Source organism: Chitinophaga barathri (genome assembly GCF_003807585.1).
GTDB classification, from domain to species: Bacteria; Bacteroidota; Bacteroidia; order Chitinophagales; family Chitinophagaceae; genus Chitinophaga; species Chitinophaga barathri.
The window spans coordinates 1-22,236 of the sequence record NZ_RMBX01000010.1; the positions used below are offsets into that span (position 1 = coordinate 1).

At 47.8% G+C, this 22,236-nt stretch carries 21 protein-coding genes and 1 tRNA gene; 9 read left to right on the top strand and 13 right to left on the bottom strand.

The features are described 5' to 3' along the window. Window positions 1-418: 418 nt before the first annotated feature. Window positions 419-961: a YceI family protein gene (locus EG028_RS17760; RefSeq protein ID WP_120515688.1), complete on the bottom strand. Its 543-nt coding sequence runs from the start codon at window positions 959-961 to the stop codon at window positions 419-421. Between the two features lie 233 nt (window positions 962-1,194). Here EG028_RS17760 and EG028_RS17765 point away from each other — a divergent pair, with 233 nt between their 5' ends. The 3 genes from EG028_RS17765 to EG028_RS17775 are packed head-to-tail and all read left to right on the top strand — an operon-like array spanning window position 1,195 to window position 2,903. Further along, window positions 1,195-2,325 carry a fatty acid desaturase family protein gene (locus EG028_RS17765; protein WP_120515689.1) on the top strand — a complete coding sequence of 377 codons (1,131 nt, stop codon included), beginning with the start codon at window positions 1,195-1,197 and terminating at the stop codon, window positions 2,323-2,325. 30 nt (window positions 2,326-2,355) lie between these two features. Further along, a complete protein-coding gene (locus tag EG028_RS17770; RefSeq protein ID WP_120515690.1) occupies window positions 2,356-2,610 on the top strand; it encodes an RNA recognition motif domain-containing protein in 255 nt (84 codons plus the stop codon). A gap of 20 nt (window positions 2,611-2,630) precedes the next feature. Further along, complete coding sequence (locus EG028_RS17775) at window positions 2,631-2,903, top strand: hypothetical protein (RefSeq protein WP_120515691.1); 273 nt, start codon at window positions 2,631-2,633, stop codon at window positions 2,901-2,903. A gap of 98 nt (window positions 2,904-3,001) precedes the next feature. Here EG028_RS17775 and EG028_RS17780 read toward each other — a convergent pair whose 3' ends face one another. Both EG028_RS17780 and EG028_RS17785 read right to left on the bottom strand, forming a co-directional pair. Further along, window positions 3,002-3,505 carry an SRPBCC family protein gene (locus EG028_RS17780; protein ID WP_120515692.1) on the bottom strand — a complete coding sequence of 168 codons (504 nt, stop codon included), beginning with the start codon at window positions 3,503-3,505 and terminating at the stop codon, window positions 3,002-3,004. Continuing rightward, the gene (locus EG028_RS17785) at window positions 3,502-3,837 is read right to left on the bottom strand and encodes an ArsR/SmtB family transcription factor (RefSeq protein ID WP_120515693.1); all 336 of its coding nucleotides are present in this window, start codon (window positions 3,835-3,837) and stop codon (window positions 3,502-3,504) included. The genes EG028_RS17780 and EG028_RS17785 overlap by 4 nt, the downstream gene beginning before the upstream one ends. A gap of 309 nt (window positions 3,838-4,146) precedes the next feature. Here EG028_RS17785 and EG028_RS17790 point away from each other — a divergent pair, with 309 nt between their 5' ends. The 4 genes from EG028_RS17790 (at window position 4,147) to EG028_RS17805 (ending at window position 7,498) form a co-directional block, all read left to right on the top strand. After that, window positions 4,147-5,925, top strand: a complete 1,779-nt coding sequence (locus EG028_RS17790) for an eCIS core domain-containing protein (protein ID WP_162946334.1) — start codon at window positions 4,147-4,149, stop codon at window positions 5,923-5,925. A 15-nt stretch (window positions 5,926-5,940) separates the two neighbouring features. After that, window positions 5,941-6,534: a YkgJ family cysteine cluster protein gene (locus EG028_RS17795; protein WP_120515695.1), complete on the top strand. Its 594-nt coding sequence runs from the start codon at window positions 5,941-5,943 to the stop codon at window positions 6,532-6,534. 40 nt (window positions 6,535-6,574) lie between these two features. Further along, the gene (locus tag EG028_RS17800; protein WP_120515696.1) at window positions 6,575-7,051 is read left to right on the top strand and encodes a protein-tyrosine phosphatase family protein; all 477 of its coding nucleotides are present in this window, start codon (window positions 6,575-6,577) and stop codon (window positions 7,049-7,051) included. A gap of 75 nt (window positions 7,052-7,126) precedes the next feature. Further along, window positions 7,127-7,498: a glyoxalase superfamily protein gene (locus EG028_RS17805; protein ID WP_206614414.1), complete on the top strand. Its 372-nt coding sequence runs from the start codon at window positions 7,127-7,129 to the stop codon at window positions 7,496-7,498. 6 nt (window positions 7,499-7,504) lie between these two features. Here EG028_RS17805 and EG028_RS17810 read toward each other — a convergent pair whose 3' ends face one another. The 3 genes from EG028_RS17810 to EG028_RS17820 all read right to left on the bottom strand — a co-directional run bounded on the left by EG028_RS17810 (window position 7,505) and on the right by EG028_RS17820 (window position 9,696). Next, the gene (locus EG028_RS17810; protein WP_120515698.1) at window positions 7,505-8,365 is read right to left on the bottom strand and encodes a DMT family transporter; all 861 of its coding nucleotides are present in this window, start codon (window positions 8,363-8,365) and stop codon (window positions 7,505-7,507) included. A 110-nt stretch (window positions 8,366-8,475) separates the two neighbouring features. Continuing rightward, entirely contained in the window at window positions 8,476-8,871 is a 396-nt protein-coding gene (locus EG028_RS17815) for a hypothetical protein (RefSeq protein WP_120515699.1), read from the bottom strand. 72 nt (window positions 8,872-8,943) lie between these two features. Then, window positions 8,944-9,696, bottom strand: coding sequence for an SDR family NAD(P)-dependent oxidoreductase (locus tag EG028_RS17820; protein WP_120515700.1), 753 nt, complete (start codon window positions 9,694-9,696; stop codon window positions 8,944-8,946). A 96-nt stretch (window positions 9,697-9,792) separates the two neighbouring features. On the opposite strand from EG028_RS17820, the gene EG028_RS28010 reads away from it, so the two are divergent. Together EG028_RS28010 and EG028_RS17830 are read left to right on the top strand one after the other, a co-directional pair. Continuing rightward, window positions 9,793-10,158 carry a winged helix-turn-helix transcriptional regulator gene (locus EG028_RS28010; protein WP_120515701.1) on the top strand — a complete coding sequence of 122 codons (366 nt, stop codon included), beginning with the start codon at window positions 9,793-9,795 and terminating at the stop codon, window positions 10,156-10,158. A gap of 73 nt (window positions 10,159-10,231) precedes the next feature. Beyond that, a tRNA-Lys gene (locus tag EG028_RS17830) sits at window positions 10,232-10,304 on the top strand. Window positions 10,305-10,821: 517 nt separating this feature from the next. Here EG028_RS17830 and EG028_RS17835 read toward each other — a convergent pair. The 7 genes from EG028_RS17835 to EG028_RS17865 all read right to left on the bottom strand — a co-directional run bounded on the left by EG028_RS17835 (window position 10,822) and on the right by EG028_RS17865 (window position 22,213). Beyond that, entirely contained in the window at window positions 10,822-13,962 is a 3,141-nt protein-coding gene (locus EG028_RS17835) for an RHS repeat domain-containing protein (protein WP_120515702.1), read from the bottom strand. Window positions 13,963-14,054: 92 nt separating this feature from the next. Further along, window positions 14,055-14,633, bottom strand: coding sequence for a hypothetical protein (locus EG028_RS17840; protein ID WP_120515703.1), 579 nt, complete (start codon window positions 14,631-14,633; stop codon window positions 14,055-14,057). A 112-nt stretch (window positions 14,634-14,745) separates the two neighbouring features. Then, on the bottom strand, window positions 14,746-15,390 hold the full coding sequence (locus EG028_RS17845; protein WP_120515704.1) for a hypothetical protein: 645 nt from the start codon (window positions 15,388-15,390) through the stop codon (window positions 14,746-14,748). Next, the gene (locus tag EG028_RS17850) at window positions 15,368-16,357 is read right to left on the bottom strand and encodes an RHS repeat-associated core domain-containing protein (RefSeq protein ID WP_120515705.1); all 990 of its coding nucleotides are present in this window, start codon (window positions 16,355-16,357) and stop codon (window positions 15,368-15,370) included. Before EG028_RS17850 ends, EG028_RS17845 begins: the two co-directional genes overlap by 23 nt. A 16-nt stretch (window positions 16,358-16,373) precedes the next feature. Then, a complete protein-coding gene (locus EG028_RS17855) occupies window positions 16,374-16,970 on the bottom strand; it encodes a hypothetical protein (RefSeq protein WP_120515706.1) in 597 nt (198 codons plus the stop codon). Then, on the bottom strand, window positions 16,936-21,384 hold the full coding sequence (locus EG028_RS17860; RefSeq protein ID WP_206614398.1) for a DUF6443 domain-containing protein: 4,449 nt from the start codon (window positions 21,382-21,384) through the stop codon (window positions 16,936-16,938). Before EG028_RS17860 ends, EG028_RS17855 begins: the two co-directional genes overlap by 35 nt. A 433-nt stretch (window positions 21,385-21,817) precedes the next feature. Continuing rightward, a complete protein-coding gene (locus EG028_RS17865) occupies window positions 21,818-22,213 on the bottom strand; it encodes a nuclear transport factor 2 family protein (protein ID WP_120515707.1) in 396 nt (131 codons plus the stop codon). Window positions 22,214-22,236: the final 23 nt, after the last annotated feature.

Below are 22,236 nucleotides of genomic sequence, written 5' to 3' on the forward strand. Positions count from 1 at the left end.
TCCACAAAAATGCACATCTTTTTCACAGTATCCGCACTCCCCCGGGCCCCCCTCCTTAAATGCTTATAGTAGTAATAGTAGTAGCAATCTTTTTCAAAGAACTATTTTGAACTAAAGGAGGAGCAGCAGCGCTAAAGTGGTGGGGCAACGAAGCAATCTCCTGCATCGGATGGATGTACGCCAATATCTGGAGATTGCTTCGTCGCGGCTCCTGCACAAATCCCCGCTGCTCCTCGCAATGACGACATTTTCACAACGACACCCCAAACAAGGCTAGTTCTGTGGTAGATTTTCCCCCATTACTAAAGCCCTTGCACTAAAGTGCATAGTTTTAACTATGGCTGGGACCAATAAACACAAAAGCCTCCAAAAGGGAGGCTCTTATGTCTCTTTTTTATCCGTATTAATTATCAAACCTTCATTGTTGTTGCGCATTCTGCGCTTTTATCAGCTGTATTTCCATATTGAGCTTTACTTCGTCGCTGAGTACAATGCCGCCCGTTTCGGTGGTGGCGTTCCAGCGGAGGCCGTAATCTGTGCGGTGAAGGCGGCCTTTCAGGGCAAAACCTGCTTTTTCCTGTCCCCAGGGATCGGTGGAGGTGCCGTTGTGCGTCACTTCCAGCTCAATCGGGTGTGTCTGGCCCTTGATGGTCAGATCGCCCAGCAGTTTAAACTGTTCGCCGGCTATCTTTTTTATTTTGGTGGATACAAAGCTGATCTTCGGGAAATGAGTGGCGTCGAAAAAATCGCCGTTGCGGAGATGTTCGTCCCGCTGCGGGTTTTTGGTGTCAATGCTGTCCGCGGACGCTTCAAAAGTAATGGTGGCATCGTGAAAATCTTCGCTGGTGGTGAGGATGCTCCCGGAAAACCGGGTAAAATAGCCGCTCACGTTAGTGATCATCAGGTGTTTTACTTTAAAGCCGATCTCGCTGTGTGATTCATCAATTTTCCAGTTTGTCATAGCATGTCGTTTTTTGATGACATAAAATTAAGTAGCGGGAGAATTACAGGGGTTGGATAGAATGCCGGAAAAGGTGGACGTTTTTACTTTATCAGCCAAGGAAATGTTAAAATCCGGCTTACCCCAAACTTAAAGGCTATATTACACCGTACTACATGAATACCGCGTGGCCTGTTTATTGCGGTAAAAACACTGTTTACACATTTACACTGATTATTTTAACCGATAGATATATGAAAGCAAAGAAATTGGATATAGTCCGTTTTGCCTCCAAAGGGAAGGACGGTTTTTACGATACTGTCAAAGCCAGGGCCCGCGCCTACTTCGACCTTCACAATATCTCACCGTATGCCAACGGGCAGATGTGGGTGAAGACCGCCGTGATGCTGTCACTCTATTTTGTGCCTTATGCGTTCATCCTTGGTGACGTAGCGGGCGGCAACGTATGGATCTTTATGAGCTTCTGGTTCCTGATGGGCCTGGGCGTAAGCGGCATCGGTACTGCTGTAATGCACGATGCCAACCATGGCACCTATTCCCCGAACAAAACGACCAACAAACTTATCAGCCATAGCCTGGAAGTGATCGGCGGGTATACCGTGAACTGGAAGATCCAGCACAATATCCTCCACCACACATACACCAATGTGTCCGGCCTGGATGAGGATATAGACACCATGGGACTGATCAGGCTCTCGCCGAACCAGCCGATAAAGAAGTTTCACCGTTACCAGCACGTTTATGCCTGGTTCTTTTATATGATCATGACCCTGTACTGGATGACTGCCAAGGACTTTTTCCAGGTGGCGCGGTATAGAAAGTTCGACCTCCTGGTAAAACAGCAGTTGTCGCTCACCCGGGCCATGTGGCAGATCTCGCTGTTTAAGGCGGTGTATTACGGTTATATCCTGGTGCTGCCCCTCGTATTTGCGGACATTCCCTGGTATTTTGTGGTAGGCGGCTTCCTGGTGATGCATTTCACGGCGGGCCTGCTGCTGTCCTGCATTTTCCAGCCGGCGCATATCATGGAGACTTCCGATTTTAAACCGCCGGTAGAAGAAGAAAACAAAAGGCAGATGGAAAACTCCTGGGCGGTGCATGAAATCGGGAATACCACCAATTTTGCCCCGAAAAACCGCATCCTGTCATGGTTTGCGGGTGGGCTGAACTACCAGATAGAACATCACCTTTTCTCCAATATCTGCCATGTACATTATCGCAAACTGGCGCCTATCGTGAAAAAAACAGCGAGGGAATTCGGTTTGCCGTACAACGAGCAACGCACTTTCCTGAAAGCACTGTGGGCGCATGGCATCATGCTGAAGAAGCTGGGCAGAATGCAGCCTGTTCCGGTAAAGGCGTAAAGTATATTCATTCATTCAAATTTTAGTCAAATGAACATTTATGTATCAAACCTGAGCGTTATTGTTAATGCGCAGGATCTCACCAAACATTTTTCGCAATATGGCGCCGTGGCGTCCGCCAATGTTATTACCGACAAGTTCACCAACCAGAGCAGGGGTTTTGCGTTTGTAGACATGCCTGATGACAATGAAGCCCGCAAGGCGATCGCTGAGCTGAACGGCACGCAGCTGGACGGCAGGAGCATCGTGGTGAACGAAGCCAGGCCTAAAAAAGAGCGTTACTAACCTCCATTTAAAAAAGGTATATGACCGTCAGAGAAGTCTACGAATTGCTGTGCAGCAGGATCTATTATGAACTGGCAAGCTCCTCAACATTCCGCTTTTCAGGAAACACGATGTTTATAGACCGCAGGGCCGGTGTGCCTTTTTCGCTGCGGGAAGAACAGGGTGTTATTTACCTGGATACCGTTCCACAGCAGGGAGAAGACCAGCTCCGGATCGAAACCAATCACCCGGATGGCAGCCCTTTCCACTTCTTTGGGAAAAACAGCGGCCGGGAGATACTGGTGCTTGATTAATGCCAGGTACACATCAACATACATTTACGGTCAAAGCCATAAGAACGGGCGCTGGGTTATCCGGCGCCCGTTTCGTTTGAAGGATTTATACAGTGGCTTTACGGGGTTGTTTTTGCACGCGCCAGGTATACCGACAGTTTATCGAACGTTTTGCCGAAACCTTCTTCCATGCTGCCCGCGATAGACTGGAACCCGGCGGTTTCTTCCGGGCTGGCATCTACCGGCCGCCCGGTGAGGGTGATGGTGGTTTTGCCTTTGTTTTCGGCAAATACGAGCCTGTAAAATATCTCCAGCGGCAGCTGCACATCAAACGGCGCTTTGACCACCTGTGCGTTTTTGTCCGCAAAAGCATTCGTGAATTCCAGGAGGTCGTGCGGCCGGATCTTTTTGAACAGGAACCTGCCGTATGCCACAGACCCGCTGAAATCCATCTGGAAATGGAAAATACCGCCGGGCCTGAAATCGAGGCTGATCACCGTGTTCCGGCTTTCCGCCGGGCCCCACCATTCATTCAGGGCTTCGGCATTGCTGAATGCGTTAAACACCAGCTTCTGCGGCGCGTCGAACTCGTGCACAAGCGTGAATGTCGGCTGTTGGTTCATTTTTTAGGTTTTTTAGCGGCTTGTACTTTGGTGAGGTATTTGTCGAGCGAACTGAATTTCTCCGCCCAGAACTTCCGGCATTCCGCCGCCCAGTCCATTACTTCGCCCAGCTGGTCCAGCTTTGCCTCGCAGTATCTTTCCCTTCCCTGTTTTTTGATGATGACCAGGCCGCATTCCGTCAGGATCTTTACATGCAGGGACACTGCCTGCCGGGTAACGTCAAAATTGTCCGCTATTTCGTTGAGGTTCAACGATTTTTTCGCTAACATTTCTATGATCTGCCGCCGGGTGGGGTCGGCGATGGCCTGAAATACATCTCTTCTTGATTCCATGAGTAGGCAAGCATTTGATGGCAAATATATGTGCAAGTGGTTGCTTGCGCAAATATAATCCGGGAAACATGCTGTAAAATGATGGGTTGGCAGCGGATTCCGGCTCTTTCCGCCGATTGTTTATTCAGTATTTTACCCTATATTTGGATACGTCGGATTAGATAAGGACCTACTGACCGGAACGCAGCAAAGAAAGAAAAGACCCCATAACACGAACCCCATAAACTCCCTGAGTTTTTTCCCGAGACACTAAAAGCCGCAGTGCTTTCATTCATCTGTGTACCGCAATGTGCACCCATGATCGCCGATATGAGCCCATTAACACCCAAAACACCTGATCCCAATCAGAAATCACTTTCGCAGGCGCCGTTTTTTGGCAGCAAACCACCTGTACAGGCCAAGCTCACCGTCAATGAGCCGGGAGATTCGTTTGAACAGGAGGCGGACAGCATGGCGGATAAGGTGATGCGTAAAGCCGCGCCGGTGCCGGAGCAGCCCATACCCGACGAGATGAACCCGGAACAGGAGATGAGCCCCGAAGGCCCGGAACAGGCCATGGCCCCCGAACCTGAAGTGGAGCAGCTGGCCGATCCTTCCCTGCAAAGAAAATGCGACCATTGTGAACAGGAAGATAAAGTGCAGCGCAAAGCCAGCGGCGATGGCGGGCAGATATCCCCCCAACTGGCCGCCAAGCTGGACAGCAGCCGCGGCACCGGTTCGGCACTGCCGGCGGGCACCCGTAGTTTTATGGAAAACGCATTCGGCGCGGACTTCTCCCGTGTGAATATCCATACCGGCAGCAACGCCGCCGCCATGAGCCAGGAGATCCAGGCCAAAGCCTTTACCCACGGCAGTGACATTTATTTCAACGAAGGGCATTACAATCCCTCTTCCGACAGCGGCAAACACCTGCTGGCGCACGAGCTCACGCATGTGATACAACAGGGCAAAAGCAGCGTACGCCGCTCGCCCCAAAAGAGGACCACCAACGAAATGATCCCCGGCTTTGCACAACAGCATCGCCCGAACGTCAGCAATACCACCGCGCCCACCATCCAGCGGGCGAAAATAGACCACGGCACGCTCACCTGGGCGGACTTTACGGGCAAAGTGCCCAAGTCGCCTTCCTATGATGCCATGACCTATTCCGCTATCGCGGACTTCGATATGTCTTTATATCCTTTTAAAACACTCACAGAAACAGAAACCGGCACTACCATACAATCCGGTAAAAAGACGATAGACTGTGAAAAGGGTATGTCCAAAGACAAAAAAGCCGCCGACCACCCGGAAAGGTACAAGGCGTTTTCCGTGAACATAGAGCCGGACGTAACCAAGCTGGATGTAAAATCTTTCATGTGGCAGGAAAAGTCATGGGTAAAAAAATGGTTTCACGATCCCACCGCGCGCGCCGCGCATGCGGATACGTTTGTGCCGGGCTGCGAAAAGGCTTTCAAAAAGGCACAGAAGTCCGCGGAGGCCAAGTGCAAGAGCGCCGTCAAAGCCTGTGAAAAGGCATTCAAAAAAGGGAATATTGCCGATTACAGCCTGGGTTCCGGTACGGCGACCAATTCCGGGGAATGTAAAACCGTCCTTGGCCCGGCCTGCGTATCGGACAGGATGAGTTCTGTTACCTATTCTTATAAGAACCAGAACGAGGTGTCCGCGGACGCCAGCGCACTGGGCGATTGCGCCACTACCTTCCGGCAGCAGATGATAGATACAGTGCTGGAAGATTCGAGCACTTCGCTGCTGAACCACGAACAGCGGCATTTTGATATTACCGACGAGATCGCCAAAAAGATCACCACAGACCTGCAGGCGATGGCAACGGCCTTCCCGGTGAAAGAAGTGGAAGCCTGCGGAGCGGGGAACGCTATGAAGAAGGCTAATAAAGAACTGAAGTCCCAGCGCTCTAAACTGTCCAAAAAAATGGCGGCCATCAAAAAGACGCTCAATACTTACCAGAACACCTACGATGCGGAAACCAACCATAGCGTGAACGTAAAAGCGCAGGACTGGTGGAACGACAACATCGACCAGGGGCTGCCGAAGAAGTCCGGTAAAAAAGACAAGTTCAAAATCTGATCATAAACATTGAACATGGAAACAGAAAACAATGCGCTGAACAAGCTGGAAGACAAACTCGCCCGCGGGCTGAAGTTTGCGGACATGCTTGGTTTCAAAAACCAGCAGCAGGTGCAGGAAAACCAGGTGCTGCTGCATACTTTGCTGGAAGTCATGATCAGCAAAGGGCTCGTGCGGCTGGATGAAGTGGAGGAAAGGAAAAAGATAGTGAGCGAGTATTTCGCGGAAAAAGAAAACAAAGGGGCCACCGTGCAGCTGGTGGATACGCCGGACAAATATACCCAGCAGGAAACCGCCGCCATTGACTGTGAGAACAGGATACACCTTTGCAAGGCGGCGTGCTGCAAGTTATGGTTCCCGCTGTCTGTCCAGGACCTGGATGAAGGCATTGTAAAATGGGACTACTACCGGCCCTACAGCATCGCCCACGATGAAAGCGGCTACTGTACCCACATGGACAAAACGCATGGCTGCCAATGCACCATTTATGAGAACCGGCCGATGATCTGCCGCACCTACGACTGCCGGACGGACCAGCGTATCTGGCTGAACTTTGAAGAAAAGATCGTACATCCGGATTTGCAAAAAGAAGGGTGGCCGAATATATAAGTACCTCAACAATTCACTATACCTTAATTTTTTATATAGAATGGCTGTAAAGATATACTGGCTGCATAAGTTTGATAATTCTGCACAAGTAGGCATTATGGCAAGGCCCAGGGGCAATGAATGGCTGGAAGAAGAAATTCTCAGCTTAAAAAAACAACATGTCCACGTGGTATTGTCCTTGCTTGAAAAGGACGAGATCCATGAGCTTGGACTACGGCGCCAGCCTGAATTATGCCTTAAGCACAACATCAGGTATTTGAGTTTTCCAATACCAGACAGAGATGTGCCGTCGCGGGATAAACGTTTCTTTGATATTATCGCAGAGGCAGAGCGGGAAATAGCTGAGGGGCGGAGTATTGTCATACATTGCCGGATGGGAATAGGACGTTCGTCCATCGTGGCGGGAAGTCTTTTATTAAAGGCGGGGTTCGGGCCTGGTGATATTTTTGCACATATCAGCAAAATGCGCGGCCTCCGTGTGCCTGATACAGAGGAGCAGGTAAAATGGCTGATATAAACAGTTTTTTGGGGCTGATGCAGAGCTTATACAGAAACATCGTATTTTTATAAGCCGCACAAAACACCCGGGAGCATCCAGATGGAAACAAAAGTAATACCCGTACTGCGCATATTCGACCTGGCTAAAGCCATTGAGTTCTACATCGACTGGCTGGGATTTACCATTGAATGGGAACACCGTTTTGACGATAACGCACCCATCTACATGCAGGTGAGCAGGGGAGGCATTACGCTTCACCTGAGCGAACATCACGGGGACGCTTCGCCGGGTGCAAAGGTATATATTGAAACAGGCGGTGTGCGGGAGCTGCATAAGGAGCTGACGGATAAAAAGTATAAATACAACCGGCCCGGGCTGGAAGAAGCGTTTTATGGCGCCTGGGAAGTAATGGTGCACGACCCCTTTGGAAACCGGCTGTTGTTTTCGGAGAAAAAACCGTCCTGACTATCCTCAGTTCAAAGCCAGCAGTACAATGCCCGCCAGTATGATGATGGCGGCGGCCAGCCGTTTTACGCTGTCTTTTTCTTTTAAAAGGTTCACCCCAAAAAATACCCCGAACACGATACTCAGTTCTCTTACCGGCGCCACATAGGTGAGCGGTGTGGTTTTCATGGCAACCAGCACCAGCAGGTAGGACAGTGGCTGCAATATGGCAACGCCCAGCACCTGCTTCCAATGCAGCCGCACTTCCGAGCGGATGGCGTCCATTTTATCCATCACGACGGGAATGAGCAGGAGCAACGGCATTATCATGGAAGCAAAAGCGATCACGATCGCGGATACGGCGTATTCCGCTACAGCGGCTTTGTCCCACAAGGTATACGACGCTATAAAAAGCCCGGTGAGCAAGCCGTAATACACGCCCGTTCTCACCGATTTATTTTCTTCCCCCGCCTTGAACCCGGTGAGGAAACAAACCCCGGCTATGATCAGTACGAAGCCGGTAATGGCCCATAACCCCGGCCTTTCCCCGAAGAATAATACCGCACCTGTTACGGAAAACAATGGCCCCGCTCCACGTGCCACGGGATACACCACGGAAAGATCCCCTTTGCGGTAACCCGCCTGCAATGCCACGAAATAAAAGATATGCAGCAGGCCGCTGCCCAGTGCCAGGGTAAGCGTGGCCTGGTTCAGCTGCACCGGCGCGCGGAACAATTCACGGACGAGGAACGGCAGGAAAATAACAGCGGAAAACAATGAAACCAGCCAGAAAAAGACCAGCCCGCCTTTCACCTGTTTGGTGAGCAGGTTCCACAAAGCATGCAGCACGGCGGCGGCAACTACGAGTAATAACGAGGAAGTACTCATTCCTATGAAGATAAGTAATCCGCGATGAATTATGGTTCTCCAGGACGATCCTGTATCATGACCGGCGAAGCTTCATTTTCAGATACGTTGAACAGGCCCCGCCAGCCCTTCTATTCCCCGGCCGTGACAAAATGCCTCCCTTCCAGCCAGGCCAGCATTCCCACTACCAGTACCTGTAATACCAGGAAAGCCGCGCCGAATGGAGTGGCGCTTTTGAAGTAACAGATCAGCAGGCCTATGCTTACCAGCGTCCATGCCCAGTTTGCATACATGAGAATCCTGAGCGGAAGTACCGGGGGCTGCTTTTGAAGTGCGAGGCTGAGAGCCAGTAAGGCGTATGCCAGTGTAACAGCGGAGATGATGATAATTACGTTGGCGGGAAGGCCGAGGAAGCCGGTGAGTAGGGGATATAGAAATAATCCGATCAGCGCTGTGCCGCCGCCGAGGATGAAGTCCGCCCATAACAGCTTTTTCAATAAGGGGATATTCCTGAGCTGGTATTTCATCCAATGAATGTAGCTAAAGTTTGTTTATTGAAAAAGGACGCCGGTACGGGCGCCCTTTTTTATTATGATTGATCAGTATGGATGATACCGCATGCCGCCGTCTACGGTGGCCACGGTGCCGGTGATATACCTTGCGCGGGGCGATACGAGGAACACGGCCATGTCCGCCATATCCTGCGGTTCCCCGAAGTCGCCCAGGGGAATCTCGCGGGCGGCAAATTCCCTGCGTTCCGGGGCGGTGAAGAAGGGGCGTATATTTTCGGTGTCTATCAGTCCGGGCTGGAGGCAGTTCACCCGGATGCGGTATTGCCCGAGTTGCGCTGCAAGCTGCTTGGACCATACGACCACGGCTGATTTGGCGACGGCTGAGGCGTTGACGGTCCGTAATTCGTAAGAGCTGGCGAGGTTGAGGATAACGCCCTGCCTGCGTTCGATCATGTGCGGGAGCAGCAATTGCGTCAACTGGCGGGGGCGTTCAAAATCCAGCGTCATGGCCGCGGCCCAGCCGTCTTCCGCGCCGATGACATCCAGCGGGCGGCTGCGGCCGGCGTTGTTGATGAGGATATCGATATGCCCCAGGCTTTGCAGGGCGGCTGTAGCGATGTTTTGAGGGCCTTCAGGAGCTGTGAAGTCCTGGATGAAGGTGACCGGTTCGACGCCACCCGCGGCGGCGATCTCTGATTTGAGACTGTCCAGCAGTTGGGGGTTCCTTGCGGTGGCCAATACTTTCACGCCTTCCAATGCCAGTTCTTTTGTGATGGCCCGGCCGATGCCCTGGCTGGCGCCGGTGACCACCGCTGTTTTTCCTTTTAGATACAGATCCATAATTCCTGTTTGAAAATTTCTTTTCAAAAGTAGGGGAGAGCATCTAATTTTACGGGGCATACGATCAATTGTATGGTACGAACAAATTTGTAAGTAATGGCAGGCAGGAAAAAAAACTCGACATATACGCGCAATGAACAGTATATCATTGACTGTGATCTGACCTATGCTGTATCCAGGATCGGCGGGCGGTGGAAGATATTGATCCTGGACAAACTGGATGGTAAAAAACAACGCTTCAGCGGGCTGAAGCATGAACTGCCTCAGATTACGGAGCGTATGCTGACGCTGCAGTTAAAAGCGCTGGAGCAGGACGGCCTGGTGAAACGCACGGTGTACGCGGAAGTGCCGCCGAGAGTGGAATACGAACTGACAGAAATGGCGATGGAACTGGTGCCGATCTTTAAGCAGCTGAGCAGGTGGGGTGGGAAACAACGGAGTTTGGTGAATTTTATCCGCTAAAAATCCTGAAGAATATTTGGATCGGAAAAATTAATTCCTATCTTTGCAATCCCAAAACGAAAAAAACGGGAATGATTTCGTAGCTCAGTTGGTAGAGCAATACACTTTTAATGTATGGGCCCTGGGTTCGAGTCCCAGCGGAATCACTGGAAATTTTTAAGACCTGCGCGCAGCGCGGGTCTTGCGTTTTAGTCTAGTAGTTGGTCGAGTTCCTTTTATAATTCCTTACCCTTTTACAAAACTTTATACAGGTTAACAGTTACTAAGTAAATGAAGTATACTATTACTAACAGTATGGATATTGTAATTTAATTAGATAACGTTTTATATCTTCTTGTTTTATATATCCATGCTTATAATTGTGAAAATAGTGAAACTTTTCCTCACAATTCACTAAAACGCCCGTTACTAATGAGGTATCATCCAAGGGTTTATTCCGCTGGAACGACATTCAGCAACTCCTTCGCCTAAAGCGTCGGTTCCAGGTCGGGGTAAGGCTCAATGAGGAAGAAATGAAGCGGGTCCCCGGACATAAAAAAGGGGCTGTCTCAAAAGTAATTTAAATGGCTTGAGAATCGCGTAAACGAAATTTCTCCCCATCAGGTACCCGAATAAATTGGGTGAAAATTACCTTTGAGACAGTCCCTTCTATCATGTCTATTATCAGGGTTGCGAAACGTTATATTGATAATCTAATTGCTTGATGATTTTTTGATCTTTATCCAGGATACGGATCAACCGCCCCATTAGGTCATATTCATAATAGGTAGTTATACCCCTCGGATCCGTTTCGCTGGTGATGCCTATAAAAGGTGAATAAGTGTAAGTCGTTACCTGCGCGTGGGTGCTCTGTAACCCTGTCCGGATCTTTTGCAGCTCTTGCCGCATATTTTCATCGGACTCCTCAAAATTATTGTTGTCCAGGAGACTTTGCGAAACTAGGTTCTGAACAGTAACCAAATCACTGCCGATTACTTTGGCTACCGGGTACATGCCTCTGTATCCCCAAAGATATACTTCTTTTACATCGTCTTTCTTTTGCTGTTCCGCCAGATTCTTCGTCTGTGAGTAGAAATTAAATGAAATCCTTTCCTGAGTGGAGCCCGGCCAGATCACAGCCCCGGCATTTACGTGGGAACCTGTAAATCCTGCGGTGGGGGTTAAGCTTTGTTCAAGGAAAATTTTATCAGGTACACGCGCGAGTGGTTTGTAAGCCGTAAACATAGTTTGCAGCATTAATTCGGCCGAAGCAGGTGTGTTTTTTATCCTTTCTGAAGTCTCTACAGGGATATTGTGCATGTTGGACGACTGTAGCAGCTTTATCCCTGCTGTTGTCGGGTCCGTTGTAGTCAGGTTGGGATAGTCTGCCGGATATTTCATTCTAACAACCTTGATTTTGCCATTGCTTTGGGTAGAGGAAATCATAGTAGGTTGCAGGTGCTGCAGATTGCTGTAATCATAATCCGTAGTGGTTGTGAGCAGCGGTTCTCCGTCCTGGTAATGGCGGATGGTTTTTTTGGTAAGCTTACGGATACCGGTAGTAAGAATATTATTATCGTAATAATAAAATTTGCCTAAATGCTCCGGACTAGAAGTGAAGTTGTCCATTAAACATTCATCGTTACGCCCCACTGGGTACATAAATCTGCCCAGCAGCAGTTCCGGTATTTCCTGCTGGTCGTACACGCCTTCCAGGAAAGTTTCTTCATAAACAGGGATATAAGCTGTGCCGGATTTCTTATACATCTTCTTCCCGGTATTGTAATTCGTTTCAAATGGCCGGTAATTAATTTTCGTAGGATAAAATGTTTCCGTACCGCCATAATAACTGTAGGTATCGTAGTCTGAGAATAATGGACAATCCCCTATTGAATTGCCTATATACCAATTAGTTGGCGGCACATTTGTTATAGATTCATACATGCCGGGAGAATTGAAACTGAATGTATACTCTGTTTTTCCGGTGTTGTCAGTTTCCGTGCCTTCATATTCCGTTACAGATGGGTAGAGGATGGTTAAACCCACCAGTGACACAAGATTAGGGTCCAGTTCCGAAGAAATATATCGCTGACGGAAGACGCCGGGGTGCGCATTGTTGTTAAAATCCCATACCAGGAGTGGAACGTAGGTTTTGTGTCCAAAATAATCAAGCCAGGGAATAATCGGTATTCTGCCTTCGGAGTAAGTATAGGTTTTAGTTTTGGCAGGCTGGGCCGGCCCGGTATAGCTAACCTGCTGGCGTAACCGGAGGCCGGGTGCATAGTCACTTCCGGGAGTGCCAACGATAACGTTTTGCAGCGCTTTGTTACCTTCATAAAAAAACTCGGTCCATCCACCTGTCGGGAAGTTTATTTTCTTTAACATTCCCTGCATGGCATATAATGGATTCGCTGCCCGGTCGCCACCGGTCCAATTGGGGATCTCGTAGTTAGATGGGATAAGGGGGCCTGAGTTGCCATTAAAAAATCCACCCCAATCCTTGCTAAGCTGGCTGGCGCTGCCCACCCATCCCGAACTGGGAAACCCGTAACTGCTCTGGTAATATTCGAAGGTATACTTTTGGGTCAGGGGATTGGTACTGCCGTATTGGAATAACATTTCTGAAACCTTCACAGACGCTTTGTGGACGGTGCTGCCGGTGGTGAAATTTGAGATCGTAGGGATAAATCTGCATAGTATCACGCCATCTGTCCGGCTGACGGTTATCTGCGAAACCACCTGTACGTCTTCCGAAAATCTTGTTTCAAATTTTACTTTGCCTCCGCTAAAGAGTATCTCATCTAAAACCGGAACCGTATAAAGCTCGGAAGTCATGCGCTGCGCATAGTCCGGTGATGAAAACCGGTATTGCCCGTTTGTCTCCAGGTAGACTTCGCCGCCCATTTGCCCCATAAAGTTATCGTTAACCGTCAGGTATTCCGAATATCCCCATTTATTTTGAACGTTACTGGTATATTTAAAATTAATGGAATCCTGAAGATCGGCTGATACAATGCTGGCCAGCCACCAGCTGGTGTATACGGGGAACATCTGCAGGCTCTCATTGAACCCGTAGCTACCAGAACTGCCGAAAACGTAGATGGTGCCGTCTTCTGCCGTTACTCTGAAAGAGCTTATCCTCGGAATCGGGTTAGTGGTAATGACGGGATTGATTTTAGCGGGGGACGACAATAAATGCCGGGGGGTCAGTGTCGTACCATTGACACCGGAGTGCTGAAGTATAAATTTCCCGGTCAGACCGGTATTGACCTGATAATTGAAGATATCGTGATGTTTGTCAATATTTTCAATAATATTCTGGACCGTATTCATGGATGAACTGCTTCCCTGAATAATGCTTTCTATTCCGGCAGGTGTTTGCGAACTAAAAGATTGGTACGGATCGTCAGGCAAGTCGCGGGTGATCCTGGAAAGAACGCCCCCGGCCTCGATGGACCAGTCTTGTCCGAGAAGGCTGTAAGCTGGCTGTACCTTACATCCTGAAGCATGGAAACTGAAGCTAATGGGCAGCTTAAGTGAACCTGACGTGATCTCGTAAAATGGTACGCGAATGTCAGGCAGGCCAGAACCAAGATTCATTGGGTAATCGCCGAACCGGAGAATAGAAGATGCTTGTGGGGAAGGCAGCGTCACTTTTGGCATAGATCCATGCACTGTAGGCTGCGCCATAGCGCTTTCGGAAATGATACAAATTAAAGCGCATAAAAATGCGATAAGGGCGGCGGGAAATAACTTTTTGAAGGTACGGGAACTTGTAAAGCCGGATTCCCCGGGAAACCTAACACAAAGGATAGAATAGTTCATAGTGGTCGGGAATAAGTTGTGAAAGATAAATGATTTTTTGATAAATCTTCCCGCAACTTTTAAAGCAAGCGGAAGTCATAATCCTCATATACTCAATCACATTTGTACCATTTTGGTTTTTCTTCAATGCTTTTTTTTCCGGCGTACCAAACAACTCTGGTGTCATTAAATGGGAAGTACTTAAGTATTTGTTTTTTAGTTAAACATTGCTCATACCAACACTTGTATGTTTGGAATACTTCTGTAATCAATTTTGAATTATCATTTATTTCCCTTTTCATGCTCATGTCATACAAAACTGGATAACTTGCATACATATTGGTAAGGTATGGGAAACAAAGCCTGTTAATTATAACTAAGGCATCCATTTGAGTATTAAATCTTTTTGATTGGGGATTTCCGAACAATCCTTCAAAACCATCAAACCCATATCGTTCAACTGGCATACAACACAATGTAGTATCGTTAGCGTAATCAAGTAATTGGCCAACAAAAATCAGCTTCAGGCTATCACTTAATTCAATAAATGGTCTTAATGAATAATCTAACCCCCGGGTATATTTGCTGTCAGAAGTCAATACACTGTCATTCAAATTAGCTTTCAAGTACAGTTTATAACCCGTGTAGTTTGAAGCCGTACTCTTATGAAAATATTTTTTTTCTACAGACATGCTGCTATGTGACTGAGAAAATACATCGTTACAGTAAAAAAATAATATTAGAATAATGCTACATTTCATGACTAAATCACTTTTACCAGATCAGTATCTTCAGTTTGTTTTTTTAGTTCGCCACGGTTTCATCCAGCGCTCCATACCACGCGTACTTTTTAGTATTAAAGCGAAAGGAATCCCGAATGCAGCTAGTTTTTCGGGCGACCCTCAGGCATTTCTCATACACCTTGTAATAATCTATGATTAGATCTGTACGATTATTTATCTCTTGTTTACTTTCCCAGTCAATAATAACTGGGAAACAGGAATACATGCTTATGCCTTCTGGATGAACAATTTTATTTATCATATACAAGGCATCAATCTGGATATTATAGTATTGAGTCTTCGGTTTTCCTACACACGTCCGTTCGATCCCTTCATAGAAAAATTTACTAACTTTTCTGCAACACAATGACGTATCTCCTTTAAACTTCAACAGTTTTTCAATGATTGCGAATTTTACGTTATCTGAAAGCTTGACAATTTCATCAAGATCATAAAAATCAGCAGGCGTTTTTACTATAGTATCTCCCTGACTAACTGATACAACTAGCTTATATCCATCTATTTGATCTGCAAAATGTCGGCATTTCACCTTTTCGACGGAAATACATTTTACTTGCGCAAAGATATTTATAGACATCATGAGGCATCCGCATAGGATGCCAATTATTGTAAGAAAGATTCTTCTAATAGTCATAGTCAATTCCATCTAGTGCTTGTTTTTTAGGCAACTTCAATTTGTCTAATAATTCTTTGATTTGTTTTGGATCTACAATCTTTATTCCATTCGCTTTCCCTTTATCGGGGTCATTGTGCTTTAAATTTCTTGTTCTGACAAAAGAATTTTTCATCGCAGGACTAGCTACGCCTGACTTTGAGGTTCTTTCCTCTGTTTTATAAATCCCCGGATCAGCGGACCAGGATCCATCCCCATTAGCTACTGCACTATGAAAGATATTAGACATGCTTTCATTCGATTCAATAAATCCTGTCGCTTCCGCATCATTTACTGTTTGTCCATTTACGCCATCTACGATATATCCATCGTCAGCTAATATCGTATTAATTACCCTGCTGCCATCTGTAACATCTTCAATTACGACCTTCCCTCCGGCAAATGCATAACCGTGGCAATTGGAACAAGTGCTTATGGGATTGTCAGATCCAGTAACTTTAACCGATCCTCCTTTTCCATCATTCTTGTAAACTTCCGAGCTAAGTTCACGCAACGCATTAATCGGCGTACCCTTATCTGTGTATATAGTAACTACTTCAAATGTCGATTTATAGTTATATTCAGTATTTCCGACTTTGGTAAATGAATTTCTACTTATGACATTTCCTGTGGATGTTGCAATGATATTTCCGTCCTTATCTTTTAATAACTTTCCTGCTTCATCAATAATTTTCGCTGGATTATTTGCCGCATACTGGTAGGGGGTTAGTGCAATATATACTTCTGAAAATCTATCGGGACTATGCCATCTACCAATCTGCGGGTCTTGCATCCTCGCCCCATAATCATATAATTCCAATCCACTGCCGTTACTAAACTCCTTATGCTGCAATTCCTTCCCATTGTACCGGTACTTGTTCCTGAGTTTGTTATAGGTGGCATCCGTGCTGATCCCTGCCATCGTCAACCCAAACGGATAATAATGCGTCTCCTCCAGCATCTATTGCGTAAATACATCAGTGAAATTGAAGTGTTTGTATAGCATTCAACAACTCCTCATTCTGCATACTATCCAAGTCTTTTGCATATAGATTAAACTTTAAACGCCCACCTTCTGTTTTCTTTACACTATCTATATAAACACCAGTCAATCCACCTTTATTTATTTCCCTTGGAAATGTAATTTTTACTCGAAAACCGGAAACTTGAATAAACCTTACATTTTGCGTTCTCAGCTCATCGATATCATAATTCGGTTTATTTACAAAGACCACATCTTCTTTGTTGATCAATGTGGAATCAATAATGTTCCACATGTCGGATACATCGCCCGGATAAAAAATAATCTTTTTATCCATCTCTGAAAGATTATCCACATCATAACCGAAGTTATAATAAATTGTATCTGAACCGTTCATTAACAGGAAGCCATGATTTTTATTGACAAGTCTATTCTCCAATGGTTTGAAAGAATTGGTATCCGCTAAAATTGAAAAGAACCCCATATTCAATCGGCTGAATTTATTTGACTTCTTAACACAGCCAATACAACACAGGCAAAATATTATTACCAGAGACTTAGAACCCCGCCTTTTTTGCTTTATTTTCATCATATTCTATGTTACGATTTTCAACAAAAGATTTAGTTTCTGCTTTTGCATTTCTGCCACCCATATGGAATGTTCCATCTTTCATGCCAGCTAAAGCAGAAAAAATCTGTTTAAGTTGCTTAGTTGTTAAATTGGTAGTTTTAGGAGTGGAACTCATTAAATTGCCTTGTTGGTCTACATGTTCAAGTCCAAAATTGTGTCCCATTTCATGATGTACCAATGACTTATTACCAGCTTTATCTCCTTCTATTGCAGCCGTTTGACCGGGTAGTTCCGCAAGCCCGATGAGGTTATTCCCTTGATCACCTTCACCAACGACATCATTCACTAACAATAGTACATTTTCATTATTATTTACCTTGTTGATATCATTAACTAACTTGTATGTGATATTTACATTTACAGTAACGGAAAGCCCCTCTTTAAGCCCGGCTTCTCCTTTCGCAAATTGAAGCGTTCTGCTAAATGTCGAACTGTTATACTCTCCACCTGCGATCTGTCCAGTATTATAAATATCTTTTCGGGAGAGATTTATTACATTATAGACAACATTTACATTAGCGGTTCTAACTAACGCTCCTGATTTTGGATCTTTAGAAGTCTTGATAACGACGTCGTAATCTGTATTTCCATCTGGATCTATTTTGGAAATAGGGTTATTGCGTACATAAGAATAAGTACTCATCTCTGGCGATTTATCCACCATTGGGTCACCAACATGCCACCTTCCAATCTGTGGGTCCATCATCCTCGCTCCGTAGTCATACCACTCCAAGCCTCCACCATTGCTGAACTCTTTATTCTGTAACTCTTTTCCATTGTACCGGTACTTGTTCCTGAGTTTGTTATAGGTGGCGCTCGTGCTGATCCCCGCCATCGTCAACCCAAATGGATAATAATGCGTCTCCTCCAGCATCGGACCGGGAAGGGCCAGCACCATCACATTGTCAAAATACACATCCTGCGGGCTTTCATTGCTCGTGTACACATACAGGAAACCGCTCTTCTTCATCACCATCTTATCCTGCGCCAATGTTTGCAGTTCATCCGGTGTGGCCTGTACCTGTTTGACCCCGCTGTTGTCTTCCACCAAGTTAAACTGTTCATCGAACAGCACAAAATTCAGGTAGGCTTTCGGGCGCTGCGGGTCGGAAGCATCCTTGTTCTTTTCTTTCAGCCGCTGGTAAGTATCGTTAAAATCGTTGTTAAAAGGTGTGTTGTTCACAGCTGCGGCAGTTGCGCCGTGGCCGGGCTCTCCTGCATTACCGCCATTGCCAAAGACGCTGATCAGCGCGCCCAGCATATCCTGCGGTACCGCGTTTTTGTTCTTTAATACAGGGCCCGATTTGTAAAAGGCCCGGGCGCCAACCTGGATCGTATCCCCCGTCATCACTTTCAGCACCAGGCTCGGACCGATCTTTTTGTCAGGCTGCTGCCCGTTCAGTTTAGCCACGAAGCTGTTCTGTTCCGTGGTCGCATCTTCCGGGTAACCGGCTGGTTTGGAGGCCCGGGAGGCATCTATATTGCTGAACAAAGCGTTTTCCTTCGCCGCACTTTCCGTTTCCATGCTGGCCATGTACATGGAGAAGTCGTCCTGTTCCGTCAGCACCACCCGGACGTTGCCCAGGTGATCCTTTACGAAATAATCATATTCATATTGCAACGGCTGGCCGGACTCGAATACGGTCCGGATACGGCCTTCCTCGTGTCCCAGCAGTTGCAGGGTATCGTTTTCATATACCATGCCCCCGGCCATGTAGTCCGTGGTGGTCACTTTGGCCGGGTTGGCTGTGTTGTCCGTTACCGTCTTTTTCAGCTTGATTCCCGCCGCATCGTATTGGTAGGCAATGCTGCCTTTGCCCGTGATGGTAATCGTTTGCGGAAGGTTCAGGTGATTATAGACGATGCCGGTGATTTCTTTGTTTTTATCCGCTGTCAGATTGCCGTTCACATCGTAGCTGTAGTCGAAGTCCGTGGTGGGGTCGCCCTGGTTGGAACTATTGTTGGCTGTTGGTTCTTTAAAATCCCCCAAGGTACCGGTGATGTCATTGACGTTGTCCCGCACATACCGCAGCCGGTTGCTGTTGGCATAATAGGCATAACTCAGCTGGTCTATGGTGGCATTGGCACCCGCTTTGAGCCCTTTTTGCGTCATGGACAGGATATTGCCGTTGGCATCGTACGCCAGGTTGCTCACGCTGAAGTCCACCAGGTTCTTTTGCCAGGTGGTAGTGCTGCTGTTCTGCTGGTTGAAGTCCGCATACGTCAGGCGGTTGGCTTTATCGTATCCGAACCCGTGGGCCCGCTGGATGTAATCACCCCCGCTTTTCCATTTGATGCCTCCAATATTGCCATTGTACTGGTTGACGGCAAAACCGTAGTCATAGCTCATCTCCTGGCCGAACCAGTTGGTCGTGCTGGCGGGGGTGGTGACAAAGGCTTTATTGATTCCCTTCAGCCAGCCACGGATATTGTATTCAAAGGCCAGTTTTTCCAGCTGTTCGCTGGCGCCCGTTACGCCCAGCCGCTTTTCTTTCAGCTGCCCCAGTTCGTCATAGTCCATCGTGGCTACCGTTCTTTCCAGGGTGGCATTGTCGTTGAGTTTTTTCTTCACCGCCCGCAGCCGCCCGGCAGCGTCATACTGGTTCATCGTCAACATGGTGGTTTGCGGCGTGGCTCCGCTGCGCGGGTTGGTGTGGCGAAGATAGCTGCTCAGCACCTTGCCGTTAAAATCATACAGGCTGGTGGCGATATCTTTTCCCCCGCCGGTGTTGTCGCTGATGGTTTGTATCACCCGCCCTTTATTATCATAATGCAGGGTCGTTGTCAGCCATTGGTCCGCAGTGCCCAGCACCCGCACCCGCGTGCCCGTGATCAGCCCCTGGGTCATGGTGCTGGCCGCTGTGGCCGCCTCCGCATAGGGATTGGTACCCGCCTGGGGTTTGGAAAGATCCGCCGTTTGCAGGCTATGGCTGCCGGTATAGTCGTATTTATCGTAAAAAGTATAGGTCAGCGGCTGATACCCGGTAATATTGGGCAGCGGGTTGGTTACCGTTACCTGGGTGGTCAGCCCCTGCAAAGAAGGATCGATCTCAGCCACGAACTCGGCGGCTGTTTCGCTGTCAAAACCTGCCTGGAAAAGGATACTGTTGGTCGCCTTATAACTCGTAAGTCCCGCCTGCCGGTTGCCCACCACCAGGTCCGCCGTGCCGGGGGCGGTATAATTCAGGGGGCTGCTGGCTGTTGCGCCGTCCATCGCCGTCTGTAGCTGCGCGCGCGTGGAATTGGAGGGGTAAAGCGCCGTCATCACAGGGCGGTTTTGCCCATCATAAAACGTGACCAGCCATTCTTTCGTGGGAGATTTAGCCCGTTGCACAGAATCTTGTGTAAAAACAAGCCGGTCCCGGATATCGTAAACCATCTGCACAGGCCCGGCGCCGGGAATCCGTTTTTCAATCAGCCGCCGGCGCCCGTCGTATTGGTATTGGAAACACAAATCGGTAGCAATAACCGGGCTGATCACCCAACTGCTGTTGATCGCCTCCACTGCCCGCGGGGGGATCACAAAACGAAGGTTACCGAGATCGTCGTATACGTAATAGGTACACAGCCAGCCGACATGAGCTGTCCCCGGCGTGGTGGCCAATTGTACCTTTTTTAGCACCACCTGGCCTTCTTTATCCTTGTATTCCACTACCTGGTTGCCTGCTTCATCCTGTGCAATATTTTTGTATAGCTGTCCCGCCCCGTAAACGCGGCCCGCCGCACTGGTAGGGATCGTGCCCCCCGTGGCCATATCCCAGATCCGCACGGTGTCCGTGACAGCATTTACCAGGTATTGCTGGCTGACCGGCCGGTTGCCGCCTTCAAAAGCCCAACTGTTGCCGGGTGCATAACTGCGCAGTACGCGGTTAAGGGGAGAGGCTTCAAAATCGGTCCGGCTGTAATAGATGGATTCATTCTGTGCACCGGGGTTCAGCGTGGCGTTCTGGTAAAAACCGGCCTGATCGGCGAAAGGGGTGGTTTTAAAGGTCCCGTCGGTATAGTTACCGCTCTGCTTGACGTAAGGAAGGTATTGCAGTGTTTCCCGGCCAAAGGCGTCGTATACCTGCATACTCACCAGGTCTTTGCCCCCGGTGGCTTCCACCGTAGTGCCGCCGCTCATGCCTTTGGATACCTGCTGGATCGGGCGGCCCAGCCCGTCAAAGTATTGCGTCGTCTGTTTTATTTCTTTCACCGTCCGGGCCGTGGCTATTACCACTGCGGGGTCCGTGGTGGGCATACTAGGCTCCCAGGTCCGGATATAATTCAGTGTAGGATTGGTGTAAGATGTTGGCAAGGTGGCTGCCGTAGCACCGGGACGCGCGCTGGTATTGGGGGCGTTCTGCGCAATGGCATCCGCACTATGAAAGGTCATCCAAGCACTTACAATAAGCCAAGCAGCGTGGATATAGGGATTACGCATCTGAAATAATTTATTAGATCAAGGGAACCTGGTATTGATAGTCATATTGTTTATCACTAAGTATGGGTCACAAATCGGCTTCCCGGAATTACAATGTACAATTTAAGTGGTCATTCTTTATTTTCCAAACGCTTAAAAAGAAAAAAATAAGTTCTGTGGCCATGATCGCCTATTTTATTTGTATGGGTTTAATAATCTTACGCCCTGCTTCCTCCGGTGTAATGCGGATGTATCGGTAAAAGTCCCGCAAGCTTTTATGTCCGCTGATTTTCATAATTAACTCCACGGGTGTTTCTAATCACAATACTTTTATAGCGACTTAGTTTACAGAAGTACATCATTCAATCCGGATGCGTTGGATGAATTAAATTATAACGACCGCTCACTATAATTCCTCCTGATAAGAGATCTTATCCATGATCTGCCATTTCCCGTCTAACTTTACCAGGTTAAACCGATCAATGAATCGAAAGGTGGCAAAAGTCAATTGTACGTGGGCAGCCCCGGTGTTTCCATCCCAGGTATATGAAAGGAGTTCGGGTTGGCATTCCTGTATTGTTGCCTTGGCAACCAGGTCCAGATATTGCGAAAGCGTCCACTGAACTAACTTTCCTTCTATGATAGTCCTGATGTATGCATCAGGATGAAACGCTCCCCGGAGTCTTTCGATATCAATTACCGGACGCCCTTGAAGATAGTCATTAAGCGTAAGCAGGATCAGCCGTTTTTCTTCTTCTGCATTCACTTTGGTTGCCAGCGTTTTCATAATTTTTTTTGCCATAAATTTACTTCAATTGAAACAAT